The organism is Paenarthrobacter sp. 10L420, assembly GCF_056395385.1.
The window spans coordinates 25,309-42,348 of record NZ_JBFTJK010000025.1; the positions used below are offsets into that span (position 1 = coordinate 25,309).

Genomic DNA, 17,040 nt, shown 5'->3' on the forward strand with positions numbered 1-17,040 from the left:
GCTTACTTCAGGAAATCAGGAACGTCGAGGTCATCCGAGCGGCTGCCCGACAGGTCCGGCTCGACAACGGCAGGAAGGTCGACGTCGAAGCCGGAGTCCGCCGGGAGCGCCGACGGACGCTGCTGGCCCCAATTGCTCAAGCCTGCCGCGCCGATGCCTGCAGTTGCATGCTGCGGTGCGTTTGCGTTGGAAGGAGCCGTGTTTGGTGCAGCAGGACGCTCGGCAGGCACGGGGTTCTGCGCCGGACGCGACTGGTCCATGGACGGAGAGGTTGCCTTGACGTCGTCGAATCCAGCGGCAATGACGGTGACGCGGGCTTCGTCGCCAAGGGCGTCGTCGATGACGGCGCCGAAGATGATGTTTGCCTCCGGGTGCGCGACTTCCTGCACCAGGCGGGCTGCCTCGTTGATTTCGAACAAGCCGAGGTCTGAACCACCCTGGATGGACAGCAGCACGCCATGCGCGCCGTCGATGGAGGCTTCCAGGAGCGGCGAGGCGATGGCCAACTCGGCAGCCTTCACTGCGCGGTCTTCGCCACGGGCGGATCCGATACCCATGAGCGCGGAGCCCGCACCCTGCATGACGGATTTGACGTCGGCGAAGTCGAGGTTGATGAGGCCCGGGGTGGTGATGAGGTCCGTAATGCCCTGGACACCGGAAAGCAGTACCTGGTCAGCTGAGCGGAAAGCGTCCAGGACGGAGACGTTGCGATCGCTGATGGACAGGAGTCGGTCGTTGGGGATGACGATCAGGGTGTCGACTTCATCACGCAGGGCGTCGATGCCGGCTTCGGCAGAGCCCGCGCGACGGCGGCCTTCGAAAGTGAAGGGGCGGGTCACCACGCCAATGGTCAGCGCACCCAGGGAGCGGGCGATGCGTGCGACTACAGGGGCTCCGCCAGTACCGGTGCCACCACCTTCGCCAGCCGTTACGAAGACCATGTCAGCGCCGCGGAGAACTTCTTCGATCTCGTCAGCGTGGTCTTCGGCGGCCTGCTTGCCGACCTCGGGGTTGGCTCCGGCGCCAAGGCCGCGCGTAAGCTCGCGACCGACGTCGAGCTTGACGTCGGCATCACTCATGAGGAGCGCTTGCGCGTCAGTGTTGATGGCAATGAACTCGACGCCCCGGAGGCCGACCTCGATCATGCGGTTGACTGCGTTCACGCCACCGCCGCCGATGCCGACGACCTTGATGACGGCCAAGTAATTCTGCGGTGCTGCCACGTTTCGTGCCCCTTGCTTGTGTCCTATAGCGAAACTGATCGAGTCCAACTTGAATCCTTGGACCTTAACCCTCTAGTTGAAGGTTATAGTTATGTCAAGTAACTCTACTGCGACGGTATTTCCTCCGCTTCGCACATGCAATGACCGCTTGCGCGTGTCGCTTGATTGTCGCGAAATAAGGTCACCGAGGCCCGCAGGTTACGTGCTCAATGCTCTTTATTTGGTGAATGGATGCCGGGGCACGCTGACGTCGTAGACGTTCACGGGAACTTTGGGATCCGGCGGCATCTTCAGTAGTGCCTCAAGTGCCTTCGCCTTCAGTTCCTTGTCCTCGGCATTGCCCCACACTACCGTCTTTCCGTCCACCAGTTTCAGCTCCACGGCATCAGGCGACGCAGCGGATGCGGTGGACATCCTCGCAAGCACATCGGCCGGCAAAGTGTTCAGGACAGCCGCAATGGCTTTAAACAACCCAGTGTTGGTGGCACCTGCACCAGCGTCGATCAGGGGCAGCGCAACCGCAGACTGATCCTGTGTGGCTCCCAACTGGACTCCGTCTACATCCACCATCACAAACGAGTCGCCTTGCTTCAACAGGGCCACTGGTACGCGCTCATTGACGTGCACGAGCAATTCCGACGGCGGCCTTGCCTCCACAGTTGCCGAACGCACCTGGACCAAGGGCTTCAGGAGCTCATTGACTTCCTGCTCGCTCACCTGCGGCAGCGGCTTGCCCCCGACACCTGACAAAGCCTTCTGCACAGTCTCAGGCGTCACTAGCTTGGTGCCGTCCACAGTGATGGTCCGGACCGCGAGCACGGGCGAATAGATGGCACCCACTATGAGCACCGTTACGAAAGCCGTAATGATGCAGAGCGTCCACAGCAGGAGCCTGCGTTTGCGTTTGCCCTTTGGCTCGGGAAAAGCAATGACGTTGTCCGCGCTGCTCTGCTTGACCGTACTCGTCACTGGAGATGGCCCGACTGACCGTTGGGCGCTGATGACACTGTCCGGGGAACCACCGGCCGAACGGCTCTTGTTCTCCCGGCTGGAATCTGCCCCGGGCTTGAAGGTTGGCTTACGGGTGCTAGCCACCCAGCGCCTCCACAATCACCGGGCCGTAAGCAGTGACATCTCCGGCTCCCACGGTCAGCACTATGTCCCCCTCGCCAGCGGACGCCACAACAGCATCCACAGCTTCGTCACCAGAGACCAGCCGTCCTTGGGAGAGCCGGTCAGCAATCAACGAACTCGTGACGCCGGGGATGGGGTCTTCACGGGCAGGGTAGATGTCCAGGACCAGCGCCGTGTCCGCTGCGTCCAGTGCCGCTGCAAACTCCGCAGCGAATTCCCGGGTCCGTGAAAACAAATGCGGTTGGAAGAGAACGTGGACTTTGTTGCCGCCGGCCACAGAGCGGGCGGCGGAAAGGGCCGCACGCACTTCAGTTGGATGGTGGGCGTAGTCGTCGTATACACGCACGCCCCTCCCCTGCCCTTTGAGTTCAAAGCGCCGGGACGCACCGGTGAAGTGTCCAAGTGCCGTAGCCGCCGTCCCGGGCGCTACGCCAAGCTCCAAGGCCACGGCGAACGCGGCAGCCGCATTGAGCGCGTTATGCCTTCCCGGGACCTGCAGGTCCAAGTCGTACCCGGCTCCATCCACTGCTACCGAGACATCACCCGGGCCACCATCGTGAAGGCGGATATCGGCGTCGTGACTTGTCCCGTACGTAAGCACGCGAGTGGTTCCCTTGGCGGCTGTCCGCTCCGCCAAGGCGCGGGCGCCCTCGTCGTCCGCACATGCCAGAAGGACTCCGTGGGGCGGCAGGAGCGCCGCGAAGTTATCAAAGGAGGCATAAACAGCTTCAGCGGTTCCGTAGTGGTCCAGATGGTCCGCTTCCACATTGGTGACGACGGCGATCAGAGGACGGTAGTTGAGGAACGAACCATCGGACTCGTCCGCTTCAGCCACGAAAATATCCGAGGAACCATGAGCCGCGTTGACTCCCAGTGCCGGGACGTTCGCGCCAATGGCGAACGACGGATCCAACCCTGCTTCCTTGAGCAGGACCGCGACCATGGACGTGGTGGTGGACTTGCCATGCGTACCGGCGATGGTGACCACCCTGTGGCCGTCCATGGTCGCAGCCAATGCCTCGGAACGATGCAGCACGGGCAAACCAGCCTGACGCGCCGCAGACAACTCAGGATTGTCAGCACGGATTGCGGAGCCGGCAACAACAGTTTGGGCGTCACCCAAATTGCCGGAGTCGTATCCCACGGCAATACGGGCACCTGCTGCGGCCAGGTCATGCATGACTGGAAGGTCCTTGGCGTCCGTACCACTCACGGGAACACCCCGGGCCACCATGATCCGGGCGATGGCTGACATTCCCACGCCGCCGATGCCGATGAAATGTACTCGTCCAAGGGACTCGAGTGGTGCAATCGCGTGCGTCATGCGGATACCGCTTCCAAGACAAGATCAGCCATGCGCTGATCGGCGTTTCTGATGCCAAGGGCCTCGGACCTGCGGGCCATGTCGTCCAGCCTGCCGCGGTCCGATACGAGTGGAATGAGTTCTTCTTTGAGCCATTCCGGGGTGAATTCTTTGTCCTGGACCATCAGCGCTCCGCCGGCCTCCACCAAGGCAGCTGCATTAAGGGCTTGCTCACCGTTGCCGATCGGCAAGGGCACGAACACCGCTGGAACCCCTACTGCTGCCACTTCGCTAACGGTTGCGGCCCCGGCACGGGCGAGCAGGATGTCTGCAGCAGCGTAGACATTCTCCATTCCATCCACGTACTCCACCTGCCGGTAGCCATCAGCGGCGAGGAGTCCGCCGTGGTTATCCAGAACAGCTTTGCCAGTACCGGTGATGTGCAGTGTCTGGATCCCGGCAGCTGCCAGCGCGGGCAACGCAGCAGCCACAGCACGGTTGATGCTCAGTGCTCCGGAGGACCCGCCAGTCACGATCAAGGCAGGACGGTCCGGATTGAGGCCCAGCGAAGCCTTGGCAGCAGGCGCGGCCTTGGTGCGGTCCAGTCCTGAGATGGCGCGGCGCATGGGCATTCCCACGTGGCGGGCGCCGCGAAGGCGCGTACCGGCAAACGCCACGGCAACATGGCGGCTGAACCGTGCACCCACCCGGTTCGCCAGCCCCGCCTTCATGTTGGCTTCGTGGATCACGATAGGCGTACCGCGCCTGCGGGCGGCCAAATACATGGGCGTGCACACGTAGCCGCCCACACCCACCAGGACATCGGCCTGTGCGTCATTCAGGATTCGTTCCGCCTGCTTGACTGCTCCCCTCAAGCGCCCCGGAAGCTTCACGAGATCAAGGGACGGTTTTCGTGGCAATGGGACACGGTCAATAGTGGCGAGCTCGTACCCGGCCGCCGGGACAAGCCTGGTTTCCAGGCCCGACGGCGTGCCGACAGCCAGGATGGCAGCTTCCGGACGCTTTACCTTGATTGCGTCCGCGATGGCCAGCAAAGGACTGACATGGCCGGCCGTACCACCGCCTGCAAGCACGACGGACAACGGCTTGGACGCGTGGGGGGAATCTGAAGTCATGAAGTGCTATTTACGCTTTCGTGCGGTCTTGGACAAACGACGCGGCAAGAGCCTGGGACGCTGTTGTGGTGGCAACTGTCCGCGGGCTAAGGACAACACTACGCCCACGCCGCACAGCGACATCACCAAGGCCGAGCCACCTGCAGAAATGAAAGGCAGCGGGACACCGATCACTGGAAGCAGCTGGGTCACCACGGCCATGTTCATGCTTGCCTGTCCCAGGAGCCACACCATAATGCCACCGGCTAGCGTGCGCTGGAACGGATCCGTCTGCCGGACAACGACACGAAAAATGGCGATGCCAAGGATGGCGAACAACACCAGGACCACAAGGGTGCCCACCAGTCCCAGTTCCTCGCCGATGATGGCAAAGATGAAGTCATTGTGGGCCTCAGGAAGCCAGTTGTATTTTTGCCTGCTCTGCCCCAGACCAAGTCCGGTCCAACTGCCCTGCGCCAATCCATACATGCCGTTGGTGGACTGGTAGGTGAAGTCGGAGTCTGCGGTGCAGGAATCCCCTGCCATGCCCAACCAGGCCGTCACCCGGCAGATCCGGTTGGGACTGATGATTGTCATCGCTGCCGCGCCGATGGCTCCTGCCACGCCGGCAATTGCCAGCATCTTGGTGGGAACCCCGGCAAAGTACAGCCCCGCAGCCACAATGGCCATGACAACGATCGCCGTGCCCAGGTCATTGCCCACGAGGATCAGCCCAAGGACCAGGCCAGCACCGGGGACCACCGGGATGATCACGTGCATCCAGCGATGCAGGTACTTCTCCTTGCGTGCCAGGACCGCCGCTATCCAAACACAAAGAACCAGCTTCGAAATTTCCGAGGGCTGGATGCTGATCCCGCCGATGTCGATCCAGTTCTGGTTGCCCAGTGTGCTGCGGCCGAAAACCTGGACAAGTATCAGCAGGACCACAACGGCACCGAGTCCCCACCAGGACAGCCTCTTCATCCAGCTGACGTTGGTCCGGGAGATCAGGTACATCGCCAGAAGTCCAACGACGCCAAACATCGCCTGCTTCAACGCGTCTGCGTACGGGGACTTGCCTTCGGAGATCGCTTCCACGCTGGAAGCAGAGAGCACCATCATGACACCGATGGCCGTGAGGGCCAGGGCGCATCCAAGAATGAGGTAGTACGTGGAGCTGTTGGGCGCTTTGCTCTTGCCCTCCAGGCCTTCCCAGAAGGAGCGAACATGGCCCCGGAGCCGGACGGGCTTCTTGCGGGCAGCCGACGGAGCCTCGGCTCCGACGTTCCCGGAAACCTTGCCGCGGCTGCGGGTGGGCGTGCTGACCATTGTTACTCCTCGGTGGTCTTTGCCTGCCCTTCCACGAGCTCGCGTACTGCCTGGACGAAAGCGTCGCCACGGTGAGCGTAGGAAGAGAACTGATCCATGGATGCAGCCGCCGGAGCCATGAGCACGGTGTCACCTGGTTCCGCCACGCTGGCCGCTGCCCTCACAGCCTGGACCATGATGGTCTCACCAAAAATCGGCGAGGAGGCGTTACCGTCTGCGGTCTGCACACTTTCAGTGTCGCCCTTGGGCTGGGCTATCACGGGGACATCCGGTGCGTGTCGCTGGAGGGACGCTTCCAAGGCCTCCGTGTCAGTGCCGATGAGCACCACGGACTTCAAGCGGGGGGCGTGCTCCTTGACGAGGTCATCGTAATTGACGCCCTTGGAGAGGCCCCCTGCGATCCAAACCACGTTGTGGAAAGCTGAAAGCGCGGCCGAAGCGGCGTGGGGGTTGGTGGCCTTTGAATCATTGATCCACAGGACGTCGTCGTGTTTGGCCACGAGCTGGATACGATGCTCGCCAGGCAGATAGTTGACCAAGCCCTGCTTCACGGCGGCAGGCTCAACCCCATAAGCACGCACGAGGGCCGCGGCGGCCAAGGCGTTGGCCACCATGTGGCGTGGTGCCACTGGCCCAAGATCGGAGATGGACGCGAGTTCGGCGGCTGAGTTTTTCCGCTCTTCGATGAACGCGCGGTCAACCAACAATCCATTCACCACACCCAGCATGCTGACGCCGGGGGTGTTCGTGGTGAATCCCACCGCACGGCAACCTTCCACGACGTCAGCGTTCTCCACCATGCGTTCGGTTTCAATTTGGTCGGCGTTGTAGATGGCCGCCTTCTGCGTGTTCTCGTAGACCTTGGCTTTATCGGCAAGGTAAGAGGCGTAGGAGCCATGCCAGTCGACGTGGTCTTCGGCCACGTTCAGGCATACGCTGGCCACCGGGGACAACGAATGGCTCCAATGCAACTGGAAGCTTGAGAGTTCCACCGCAAAAGCGTCGTACTCCACCGGGTCCCTGAGAGCGTCAAGGATGGGCGTGCCCACGTTCCCCACGGCAATGGCTTTGAGTCCGGCGGCCTGCAGCATGGACTCGGTCATCCCTACCGTGGTGGTCTTACCGTTGGTGCCGGTGATGGTGAGCCAATCAGCGGTCTTCCGGCCCGCCCGTTCGCGGACGCGCCACGCTAATTCGACGTCGCCCCACACCGGAATGTGCTTGCGTGCGGCGGCGGCCAGCAGGGCTTGGTCCGGGCGCCAGCCCGGCGAGGTCACAATGAGCTCCGGCTTGTTGCCGTCAATGAGGGGAAGGACCTTCACGGACTCTTCGCCCAACAGCACATCCACCGCCCCCACGATTTTCAGGGTGTCGGCCTGCGCCTTTGCTTTCGCCGTGGTGGAGGCATCCACCACCACAACTCTTGCGCCAAGTTCGATGAGGGTATCTGCGGCGGCAAAACCGGACACGCCGATTCCCGTCACCACTACACGCAAGCCACTCCAGTCGGCATCCCAACTGGTGAGATCCTTAAGGCGGTCGTTGGCCGACGGCGCGCTCTCCTGGTTTGCATTCACAGCAGCACCACCCATTCAGCGTAGAAGATTCCAAGGCCGGCGGCCACGAAGAGCCCGGCAAGGATCCAGAAGCGGACAACAACCGTGACCTCTGCCCACCCCTTCAGTTCGAAGTGATGTTGCAATGGGGCCATCTTGAAGACGCGTTTGCCACCTGACAGCTTGAAAAAACCCACCTGGATGATGACGGAAAGGGTGATCAGGACGAACAAGCCACCGATGAAGGCCAGTAAAAGTTCCGTTCGGGACAGGATCGCGAAAGCGGCAACGGCGCCTCCGATTGCCAGGGAACCGGTGTCACCCATGAAGATCTTGGCCGGTGATGTATTCCACCAAAGGAAGCCCACCAAAGCAGCGCTCAGGATGGCCGCGAGGAGCGCCAGGTCCATGGGGTCGCGCACTTGATAACAACCGCTGCCGGCCTCACGCGGCGAACCGCAGGCCTGGTTGTTCTGCCAGATCCCCATGATGGTGTAGGCGCCGAACACCATGATGGATGCTCCCGACGCGAGCCCATCCAGGCCGTCTGTCAGGTTCACGCCGTTGGTAGCTGCGGTGATGATGAGGTTGGACCAAACGACAAAGAGAATTGCGCCCAGGACGGTCCCACCAAAGGCGAGATCCAGCCAGGGGATGTCGCGGACGAGGGAAATTTGCGTGGAAGCCGGACGAAGTCCGTCCTCGTTCGGAAACTGCAGCACCAGAACGGCAAAAATGATGCCGACGGCGGCTTGCAGGATCAGCTTGGCGCGGGCGTTCAGGCCCAAACTGCGCTTGTTGGAAATCTTGATGTAGTCATCCAGGAAGCCAACGAAGCCCATTCCCACCATGAGGAACAGCAGCAGCAGCCCGGACGCGGAGGGTCCCGCGGACCGCGGATTCATCATCCACATGATCAAGTGGGTCACGAAGTAGCTGATCAGAACCGCGGCAACAACCACGGTCCCGCCCATGGTAGGCGTGCCTCGCTTGGTGTGGTGCGAGGTGGGACCGTCATCGCGGATGAACTGCCCATAGCTCTTGGCCACCAGGAACCTGATGAACAGGGGCGTCCCTATCAGGGCCGCTAGGAGGGCGACGCCGGCGCCGATCAAAAGTGCAATCACAGCAGCTCGTTCCCTTCGCTTGCGGCATCTTCAGCCGCGCTTTCCCCGGTGGACTCGGCCCGTGGGGGTAATGCTATCCGATCGCCCAAATGCCTCAGCCCCACGCCATTGGAGGACTTGAACAAGACCAGGTCTCCGGGTTGCAGCTCCCTTTGCAGGAGTTCGTAGGCTTCTTCGGCAGTCTCCGTGAACGAACATTCGTCCCCCCACGAACCTTCCTGGATGGCCGATATGTAAAGGGCCCGCGCTTCGCGTCCCACCACCACGAGCCTGGAGATGTTCAAGCGCACCACCTGTGTTCCCACTGCAGTGTGCTCCCTGATGGAATCCTCGCCGAGCTCAAGCATGGCTCCAAGGACGGCCCATGTGCGCCTGCCTTGGCCAAGATCAGCGAGGGTGCGCAGCGCAGCCCGCATCGACTCAGGATTGGCGTTGTACGCGTCGTTGATGATGGTGACACCGTCAGGGCGCTCGGTTCGTTCCATGCGCCAGCGGCTGGCAGCGGACTGGGAACTAAGCGAGGAGGCAATGTCTGCCGCAGGGATGCCCGCGGCAAATGCCGCAGCAGCAGCCGCCAGCAGGTTCGTCACGTGATGGCCGCCGATCAGGCGGCTTCGGACGTGAACGGAAGGGCCGCCGTCGGGCAGTACAAGTTCAAACTCGGGGTGGCCTTCGGCGTTGACCACAACGTTGCGCGCTTCCACGTCTTCGTTCGTCGCTGGAGAGGCACTGAAGCCGAGGACTTTGGCCGTGGTGCGGGTCTTCATGGCAGCAACGCGGCCATCATCCAGGTTCAGGACGGCTGTGCCGTGCTCACTAAGCCCTTCTACAAGTTCGCCCTTGGCCGTAGCGATGTTTTCGACACCGCCGAATTCCCCGGCGTGGGCGGTGCCGACCACCAGCACCACACCAATATCGGGCTGCACCATCCCAGCGAGGTACTTGATATGCCCGATGCCGGTGGCTCCCATCTCAATGACGAGGAAGCGGGTGTCCATATCGGCGGCAAACACGGTCAGGGGCACGCCGACCTCACCGTTGTATGAGCCCCGGGGAGCAACTGTGGGCCCGGCTTGGGACAACACGCCGGCGAGTAAGTCCTTGGTGGTGGTCTTGCCGGCCGAGCCAGTAATACCGATCACTGTAAATTGCTCGCCGCGCTGTTCCCGGGCAGAGCGGATGCGGCGGACTGCTTCGGCAGCAAGCGCTCCCATGGCGAGCACGGCGTCATCAACAACGACGGCGGGATACGGCTTACCGTCAACGTCAGTGACCTCGCGTTCGGCCAACACCAGGACGGCACCCCGCTCGAAGGCAGCGTCAACGAAGTCATGACCATCTGCGTGCTCGCCCGGCTTCGCCACATAGAGCGAACCAGGTGTAGCTTCCCGGGAATCAGTGACGACAGAAGTGGGCGCGATGTCCCCGTCTCCGGTCAAACGGCCATGGGTGATGTGGGCGATATCCGCCGCAGTAAGTGCAATCATCTCGGTTTAGGACTCTATCCGCTGGTCCGTTGAAACGCTGAATCCCCTGGATGTCAAGGCGGTCCGCAGTTCCACTCTGTCGTCGAGAGCCAGGTTGACGCCCTTGACCTCCTGCCATACCTCGTGGCCACGACCAGCGATCAGGATGGTGTCCTTCGGAGTGGCCAGCTCCACGGCGAGTCGGATGGCGGCATCCCGGGGTGATGATTCGATGATTTCACTGCTCAGGTTCCCTGATTCACGAGCGGCATGGGCACCTGCGAGGACCTCTGACCGGATAGCCGCAGCATCCTCGTCATGGGGGTCGTCGTCACTGACAATGACAATATCCGCCAAGCGTGCCGCGATGGCGCCCATGGTCGGACGCTTGCTTTGGTCCCGCTGCCCGGTGGCCCCGAACACCACGATGACCCGGGAGCCTTCCTCACGTGACCGCACAGCCTGGAGTGCGCGGGCCAGGGCATCGGGATTGTGGGCAAAATCAACCACGGCCGCCGGCGCGGTGGAGATGAGCTGCATTCGTCCAGGAACGGCCACGGTGAAGGGATCGTGGGCGCCCAGTGCGCCTTGGAGGGTCTCAGCATCCATGCCTGATGACAGCACCATGATCGTGGCAAGGGCCGCGTTCGCCACGTTGAAGTCACCCGGTAAGCCAGTGTGTACGCGTAGGACACGGCCGTCTGTGTGCCGCAGTTCAAAATCGGTGCCGAGTCCACGGGACGTTGTTGAGGCAACGGACCAATCGGCAGGGCTGCCACCTGTCGTGGCAGTAAGTGTGGTGACCGGAATGTCCGCTGTTCGCGCCAGGTTGCGCCCCCACTCGTCATCGACCATCACCACAGCCTGGCGTGCCCGTCCGGCAGTGAACAGCTCGGCCTTGGTGCGGAAGTACTCTTCCATGCTGCCGTGCAGGTCCAAGTGGTCCTGGGTGAGGTTCGTGAAGCCGGCGACGTCGAACATCACGCCATCGACGCGGTGATAAGCAACGGCGTGGGAGGACACCTCCATGGAGGCCGCCTCCAGCCCGCGTTCCCGCATCAAGGCGAGCAGTGCATGGACGTCGGTGGATTCCGGCGTGGTCAACAGGCTCGGAATAGGGTCTCCCCCGGCCAGGATCTCTATTGTTCCGATGAGTCCCGGGGTTTTACCCAGGGCACGGAGCAAGGAATTGATGAAGTATGTTGTAGTCGTTTTACCGTTGGTCCCGGTAACTCCAAACAGCGTCGGGAACCCGCCGTCGTCCGGCTGGCTGCGGTAGATCAGGGCCGCCAAACGTCCGACGACGGCGCGCGGCTCGTCGACGATGAGGACGGGTACGGGCTGCTCGCCTGCCAGGGCGAGCTGCCGTGCCCCGGCGTCATCAGTGACTACGGCGACGGCGCCGGCCTCGACCGCCTGTGGGACAAAGTCGGCTCCATGGCGCGAAGCGCCGGGCAGGGCCATGTAAAGGTCACCCGGTTCAATGGCCCGGGAGTTCAGCGAGATCCCCGTAACTCCCTTGTTGTCCCCGTCCGCCGGGACGGGGACACCAAGGGCTTCCGCAAGGGTCGACAAAGGCACTGCAGCCACAGACGCCGGACGAAAGCCGGAGGTGCCCGTCTCGGGCGCCTCGGAATGGAAAGCGGCCTCATTGTGCTCTGACACGTGGTTCTCCGTTGATGCTCGGTGGAACGACCGGCTTGGGGCCAGCGGCGCCCAGCCGATAGTGATGGATCAAATTCTTTGGCCGAAACAGACGCCCAAGAAGCTTACTTGACGAACTGCGGCAGGCGCGCGGGGGTGCCGGTGGATGGCGCCACGTTGTAGGTCCTGAGGACCTGGGACATGACCGAACGGAACACGGGACCATTGGTGATGCCGTAGATATTTCCCCTGGGACGCTGCAGGACTACCTCCACGATGAAGCGCGGGTCATCCATGGGCGCCATCCCCACCATCGAGGCCGTATACCCGTCAAAACCGGCGAGTCCATCTTCCCGGGGCGCCTGTGAGGTGCCTGTCTTTGCTCCCACCCGGTACCCGTCAATGGCCGCGTCCTTGATCTGTCCTTCGGTCACTGCGCTTTCCAGGATGTCCTTCATTTGTTGGGCAGTCTCCTTGGACACCACCTGCCGGGACTCCTTGGCAGGCACCTTCTGCTCTTCACCCTCAGGCGTGATGTAACTATCGATGAGCCTTGGCTGCACCATCACGCCGTCGTTGGCAATCGTCTGGAAGGCCCGGACGGTTTGCAGCGTCGACTGCGAAACTCCCTGACCAAACAGGACCGTGTACTGCTGGCGTTCATCCCACTGATCAGGCTTGGCGAGGATACCCGTCGCTTCCGCGGGAAGGCCAATGTCCGTTTGTTCGCCGACGCCGAACTTCTTCAACCATTCGTAGCGCTGCTCTTTGCTCAGCCTGCTTCCCGCCATCACGGTGCCGGTGTTCATGGACCAGCCCAGGATTCCGGCCAGCGTGCGTTCTTCGGTGCCGTGCTCGAACGCATCGGTGAACGTCTGACCGTCGATGGTATATGAGGGCGGGATGGTGAAGTGGTCCAGCGGAAAAGACTTTCCCTCCTCAATCACGGCAGAGGCAGTGATCATCTTCTCGACGGATCCAGGCTCGTAGGCGGCCGTCACAGAACGCACACCGCGGTCCTTGGCATCAACCTTCCCGGGGTCGTTGGGGTCCGGGGCGTTCGTGTCGGCCAAGGCGATGAGGTTGCCCGTCTTGGTGTCGATCACAATGATCGAACCCCACTCAGCGTTCATCTTGTTGACCTGGCTTTGGATGGCCTGCTGTGCGAAGTACTGGATGTCTGTATTGAGGGTCAGCTTGACGTCGCTTCCATCGACAGCTGGCGTGAGCTCATCAGTGGCCACGGGAATCCTGAGGCCATCCGCGCCAATCTCGAAAACACGCTTGCCCTCGGTACCGCGGAGCACTTGGTCCTGGGTTTGCTCGATGCCTGCCTGGCCTGTGGTGCCATCCTGGAGGAAACCCACCACGCCGCCTGCAACGCTGCCGTTCGGATAGACACGCTTACTGACGCCTTCGGCGGCCACACCCGGAATGTGCAGCTTGGAGATGCGGTCTTCAAGCTCCGGCTTCACGTCCTTAGCCACCGTAGAGTACTTCTTGTCGCCAGTGAGCGACTCCCTGACCTTGGCAGGGTCAGCCCCGAGGAGCGAAGCCAGTTCGGAGATCCCCTGGTCCCGGGAGATCGTCTCTATTTCTTCAGTCTTCTCGTTGTACCGTTTGAATTCAGCTGTAGCAGTGTTCAGGACCTGGTCCACAACAATGTTGTAGCGGATGACACTGCTGGCGAGGACGGTACCGTTGGCGTCCAGGATCCTGCCGCGTTCGGCCGGCAGTACCTGCGGCGTGAGGCGGTTCGCAAGGGCGGCCTCGGCCATGCCACCGACATCGAGGCCCTGCACCATAAAGAGTTTTCCGCCCACCACCAACAGCAGGGTCAGCATGATGCCAAGACCAACACGGAGCCGCTTCCTCGCCGCCGGCACCTTGGTCTTTTTTGATTTGCCGGGGTTTTGCGCCACGTGGATTCCTTGCTGCTGGCCTTGCGTCGGTGATCTTGTGGGCTAGTGCCCTGGTGCCTTCTGCTGGGGAGCGGGAACTGATCCCCCGTGAAGCTCCGCAGGGGGTGCTGCCGGCTTGGCAGCAGGCGCAGCCGGCTTCGCAGCAGGAGCAGCCGGTGTGGCCGCAGGCGCTGCAGGTGTTGCCGCTTTGAGGTTTTCCAACGGATCCTTGGTAGTCACCGAAGGCACCACATCAAGCTGGCCGGCAACGGCCGGAGCGGCGATCACGGCCGCGGGGGTGTCTCCCTTGACAGCCGGGGTTGCCTTTCCGGTAACCGTCATGGTGCTCAAATCGATCTGACCCTTGACGGTGGACTGTACCATTCCCAATTCTGCAGCCTTTGCAGCCAGATTCTGGGGAGCCTCGAAGTTCTGCTTCTTCTGTGTCAGGTCCTGGTTTTCCTTGTTCAGCGTGGCTGCTTCTGATTTCAGCTGCACCAACCGGTACTGGGCTGTGGATACAGAGATGTTAAGAACGAGCACCGTCAGCAGGGCGGCCGCCATCACCACGAAGCACAGGACAACAAAGGGAGTGCGCCGCTTCCCGGGGGCGCTGCGCACAAGCGAAAGCGGCGTGCGCGCCTTGCGGCCGACGTCGGGCTTGCCTGCTGGAGCCGGGAGTGCCCTGGCCGTGTTGCCTACCACGGAGGGCAGTGTCTTCGCTGCGGCGGTGCTCATGCGACTCTCCTTGGCTTGATGCGCTCCACGGCCCTGAGTCGGGCAGACGCCGCGCGGGGGTTCTCGGCAATTTCTGCGGCCGTAGGCACTTCCGTGCCTTTGGTCAGTGTTTTCAGTTCGGGTTTGTGTTCTTCGAGTTCAACGGGGAATCCGAGCGGTGCTGAGGACTTGGATCCGGCCTGGAAGACGGACTTTACGATCTTGTCCTCCAGGGAGTGGTAGGACATCACGACAATCCGCCCGCCCATGGCCGTCGCTGCGACGGCGGCTGGAACAGCCCGTTCCAGGACGTCGAGCTCTTCGTTGACCTCGATACGCAGCGCCTGGAAGGTCCGTTTGGCCGGGTGGCCACCGCTCTTGGCCGCGGCAGCAGGTACCACGCCCCGGATTTGCTCAACGAGTTCTCCGGTGGCGGCGAAGGGCTTCTCAGCCCGGGCAGTAACGATCCTGTTCGCAATCCGCCCGGCGAACTTCTCTTCGCCCCACTTGCGGATGATGCGGACCAGGTCTTCTTCGCTGTAGTTGTTGACGACGTCTGCCGCGGTTTGCCCCCGGCTGGTGTCCATGCGCATGTCCAGCGGTGCATCGTAGGAGTAGGCGAAGCCACGCTCCCGTTCATCCAACTGCAAGGACGATACACCCAGGTCCATGAGGATGCCGTGGACTTCAGGGATACCCAAATCCGCCAGGACGTCCTCGATTTCGTCATAGACCGCGTGAACCAAATCCGTGCGATCCGAGAATGGTTCCAGCCGCGCACCGGCCAACGCCAACGCTTCCTCATCGCGGTCGATACCCACGAGGTGCAGATCAGGGAAGCGTTGCAGCATGGCCTCGGAGTGGCCGCCCATGCCCAGCGTCGCATCGATAACGATCGGCCTCTCACCACGGGTGCGTGCTGCTTCGAAGCCGGGGGCGAGCAAGTTGATGCAGCGGTCCTTCAGGACGGGCACGTGGCGCTCAGATGTGGGCTTTGCCGCGTCCTGCTCTTCCACGTTGCCTCCTCTTTCCTCAATCGCTTGCATTCAATTCCTTGGATCGGATCCCCATCCGCGCCTATCGTTCCGCCGGCCTGGCTCAGGGGAAGTTGAGCCAGGAAGACAGTTCGATGGGCGGCTGGAGATCCCATCCAAGAACCGGGGCCAAGGCCCCCTCCGCCGGTTAGATGAACCCGGGCAGATTGTCATCGTCGGTTTCCGAGAAGGCTGCTTCCTTCTCGGCGAGGTATTCATTCCAAGCCTCGGCATCCCAGATCTCCGCGCGGGTACCGGCACCGATAACTGCCAATTCCCGGCCAAGCCCTGCATAGGCCCGGAGCGCCGGCGGAATCGTCACGCGCCCCTGCTTGTCAGGTACCTCGTCAGAGGCTCCAGACAGGAAAACCCGAATGTAATCACGAGCCTGCTTGGAGGACAGCGGTGCCTCCCGCATCGATTCGTGAATGCGCTCGAATTCCTTCTGGCTGAAGACGTAAATGCAACGTTCCTGACCCCTTGTGAGAACCAGGCCCTCGGCAAGTTCCTCACGGAACTTCGCGGGAAGTATGAGCCGGCCCTTTTCATCAAGACGTGGGGAATGGGTGCCAAGAAACACCGGCCCACCGCCCCTCAGTCAAGGTGCCCGTTCATACCCAACCCTGCCAATACCCTCTTATGCGCTCCACTTTACTCCACAAAGCCCCACAGTCAACGCACAACAGGGTGTTTCTCCACCACTTTGAGTTTCTGAAGGCGCGTAATGGCGCGGATCCACGGACGTGGTGGGAAGTGGAGGACAGAGGCAGGTCTGGGTGCACGCCTCAATGGGCCACGCTGGAATCAGGCGCAGCACGGTGTCGCTGCGGCTCCACAGTGGGCTGCCAATCCTGAAGGGGGTGGAAAGTGGAGGATGGTGCAGCAAGGAGGACTGGGCAGCTAGGAGGACTGGGCAGTTGGGAGGACTGTGCAGTTAAACGCAAAAAGACCCGTTAGGGGTCTTTTGTGTCCCCTGCAACTCAGGGGCATGCGCCAATTACGACGCAGGTAATTATGGAATCGCTACTTGGAAGGATCCGTTTCCGGGCTAATGCTGGCGGTCACGCTCAATTGTCGTCGCGGCGACGCTCGTCCCAGCGCTCCTCAAGATTGCTCATGAACGAACTCTTGGACTTTGACTTTCCGGCTTTCCCCTTCCGGGCCTTGCCGAACGCCGCGCCCCGAAGAGTCGCAAAGTAGACACCTGCGCCCATCACGACAAAGCCGAGGACGCCAACGAAAATCTGTTGGAGTGACACGCCGACCAGCAGCAAAAGGATGCCTGCAATGGCACCCAGGACACCAATTATCACGTGCCGGGTTGACCAGCTGCGGATGGGATCCGAACCCATGGTGTTGGCAAACTTCGGATCGTCCTCATGAAGCTGCTTCTCAAGTTGCTCAAGCAGCTTCTGTTCATGCTCCGAGAGGGGCATCGCGACCTCCTTTAGTCAGCCAGCGTCTGGACGAATCGCGGCCTGTGCGTCTGCT

The 17,040-nt window shown here is 61.8% G+C and carries 14 protein-coding genes; all 14 read right to left on the reverse strand.

The genetic code is table 11. From position 1 onward, the window contains the following. Positions 1-2: 2 nt before the first annotated feature. Positions 3-1,223, reverse strand: a complete 1,221-nt coding sequence (gene ftsZ, locus AC1DD5_RS22990) for a cell division protein FtsZ (protein WP_442005573.1) — start codon at positions 1,221-1,223, stop codon at positions 3-5. 216 nt (positions 1,224-1,439) lie between these two features. Further along, positions 1,440-2,318: a cell division protein FtsQ/DivIB gene (locus AC1DD5_RS22995; protein WP_442005574.1), complete on the reverse strand. Its 879-nt coding sequence runs from the start codon at positions 2,316-2,318 to the stop codon at positions 1,440-1,442. Further along, positions 2,311-3,681 carry a UDP-N-acetylmuramate--L-alanine ligase gene (gene murC, locus AC1DD5_RS23000; protein WP_477522834.1) on the reverse strand — a complete coding sequence of 457 codons (1,371 nt, stop codon included), beginning with the start codon at positions 3,679-3,681 and terminating at the stop codon, positions 2,311-2,313. Before murC ends, AC1DD5_RS22995 begins: the two co-directional genes overlap by 8 nt. Continuing rightward, positions 3,678-4,796: an undecaprenyldiphospho-muramoylpentapeptide beta-N-acetylglucosaminyltransferase gene (gene murG, locus AC1DD5_RS23005; protein WP_477522835.1), complete on the reverse strand. Its 1,119-nt coding sequence runs from the start codon at positions 4,794-4,796 to the stop codon at positions 3,678-3,680. The genes murC and murG overlap by 4 nt, the downstream gene beginning before the upstream one ends. Before the next feature lie 6 nt (positions 4,797-4,802). Then, a complete protein-coding gene (gene ftsW, locus AC1DD5_RS23010) occupies positions 4,803-6,104 on the reverse strand; it encodes a putative lipid II flippase FtsW (RefSeq protein ID WP_477522836.1) in 1,302 nt (433 codons plus the stop codon). A 2-nt stretch (positions 6,105-6,106) separates the two neighbouring features. Further along, on the reverse strand, positions 6,107-7,696 hold the full coding sequence (murD, locus tag AC1DD5_RS23015; protein ID WP_477522837.1) for a UDP-N-acetylmuramoyl-L-alanine--D-glutamate ligase: 1,590 nt from the start codon (positions 7,694-7,696) through the stop codon (positions 6,107-6,109). Next, positions 7,678-8,787, reverse strand: coding sequence for a phospho-N-acetylmuramoyl-pentapeptide-transferase (mraY, locus tag AC1DD5_RS23020; RefSeq protein WP_477522838.1), 1,110 nt, complete (start codon positions 8,785-8,787; stop codon positions 7,678-7,680). The genes murD and mraY overlap by 19 nt, the downstream gene beginning before the upstream one ends. Next, the gene (locus AC1DD5_RS23025) at positions 8,784-10,274 is read right to left on the reverse strand and encodes a UDP-N-acetylmuramoyl-tripeptide--D-alanyl-D-alanine ligase (RefSeq protein ID WP_477522839.1); all 1,491 of its coding nucleotides are present in this window, start codon (positions 10,272-10,274) and stop codon (positions 8,784-8,786) included. Before AC1DD5_RS23025 ends, mraY begins: the two co-directional genes overlap by 4 nt. A gap of 6 nt (positions 10,275-10,280) precedes the next feature. Beyond that, positions 10,281-11,918, reverse strand: coding sequence for a UDP-N-acetylmuramoyl-L-alanyl-D-glutamate--2,6-diaminopimelate ligase (locus AC1DD5_RS23030; RefSeq protein WP_477522840.1), 1,638 nt, complete (start codon positions 11,916-11,918; stop codon positions 10,281-10,283). Between the two features lie 104 nt (positions 11,919-12,022). Then, complete coding sequence (locus tag AC1DD5_RS23035) at positions 12,023-13,819, reverse strand: peptidoglycan D,D-transpeptidase FtsI family protein (protein ID WP_477522841.1); 1,797 nt, start codon at positions 13,817-13,819, stop codon at positions 12,023-12,025. A gap of 42 nt (positions 13,820-13,861) precedes the next feature. Beyond that, a complete protein-coding gene (gene ftsL, locus AC1DD5_RS23040; protein ID WP_477522842.1) occupies positions 13,862-14,536 on the reverse strand; it encodes a cell division protein FtsL in 675 nt (224 codons plus the stop codon). After that, positions 14,533-15,561, reverse strand: a complete 1,029-nt coding sequence (gene rsmH, locus AC1DD5_RS23045) for a 16S rRNA (cytosine(1402)-N(4))-methyltransferase RsmH (protein ID WP_477522843.1) — start codon at positions 15,559-15,561, stop codon at positions 14,533-14,535. Before rsmH ends, ftsL begins: the two co-directional genes overlap by 4 nt. A 136-nt stretch (positions 15,562-15,697) precedes the next feature. Continuing rightward, positions 15,698-16,129, reverse strand: coding sequence for a division/cell wall cluster transcriptional repressor MraZ (gene mraZ / locus AC1DD5_RS23050; protein ID WP_477522844.1), 432 nt, complete (start codon positions 16,127-16,129; stop codon positions 15,698-15,700). Positions 16,130-16,616: 487 nt separating this feature from the next. Continuing rightward, positions 16,617-16,985, reverse strand: coding sequence for a DUF3040 domain-containing protein (locus tag AC1DD5_RS23055; protein WP_224167050.1), 369 nt, complete (start codon positions 16,983-16,985; stop codon positions 16,617-16,619). Positions 16,986-17,040 lie beyond the last annotated feature (55 nt).

Excerpts from the sequence above, each read along its gene's own strand:
- AC1DD5_RS23055 (WP_224167050.1), bottom strand. The coding sequence starts at position 16,985 with ATGCCCCTCTCGGAGCATGAACAGAAGCTGCTTGAGCAACTTGAGAAG.
- murC (WP_477522834.1), bottom strand. The coding sequence starts at position 3,681 with ATGACGCACGCGATTGCACCACTCGAGTCCCTTGGACGAGTACATTTC.
- murD (WP_477522837.1), bottom strand. The coding sequence starts at position 7,696 with ATGGGTGGTGCTGCTGTGAATGCAAACCAGGAGAGCGCGCCGTCGGCC.
- ftsL (WP_477522842.1), bottom strand. The coding sequence starts at position 14,536 with ATGAGCACCGCCGCAGCGAAGACACTGCCCTCCGTGGTAGGCAACACG.
- murG (WP_477522835.1), bottom strand. The coding sequence starts at position 4,796 with ATGACTTCAGATTCCCCCCACGCGTCCAAGCCGTTGTCCGTCGTGCTT.
- AC1DD5_RS23025 (WP_477522839.1), bottom strand. The coding sequence starts at position 10,274 with ATGATTGCACTTACTGCGGCGGATATCGCCCACATCACCCATGGCCGT.
- ftsW (WP_477522836.1), bottom strand. The coding sequence starts at position 6,104 with ATGGTCAGCACGCCCACCCGCAGCCGCGGCAAGGTTTCCGGGAACGTC.
- rsmH (WP_477522843.1), bottom strand. The coding sequence starts at position 15,561 with ATGCAAGCGATTGAGGAAAGAGGAGGCAACGTGGAAGAGCAGGACGCG.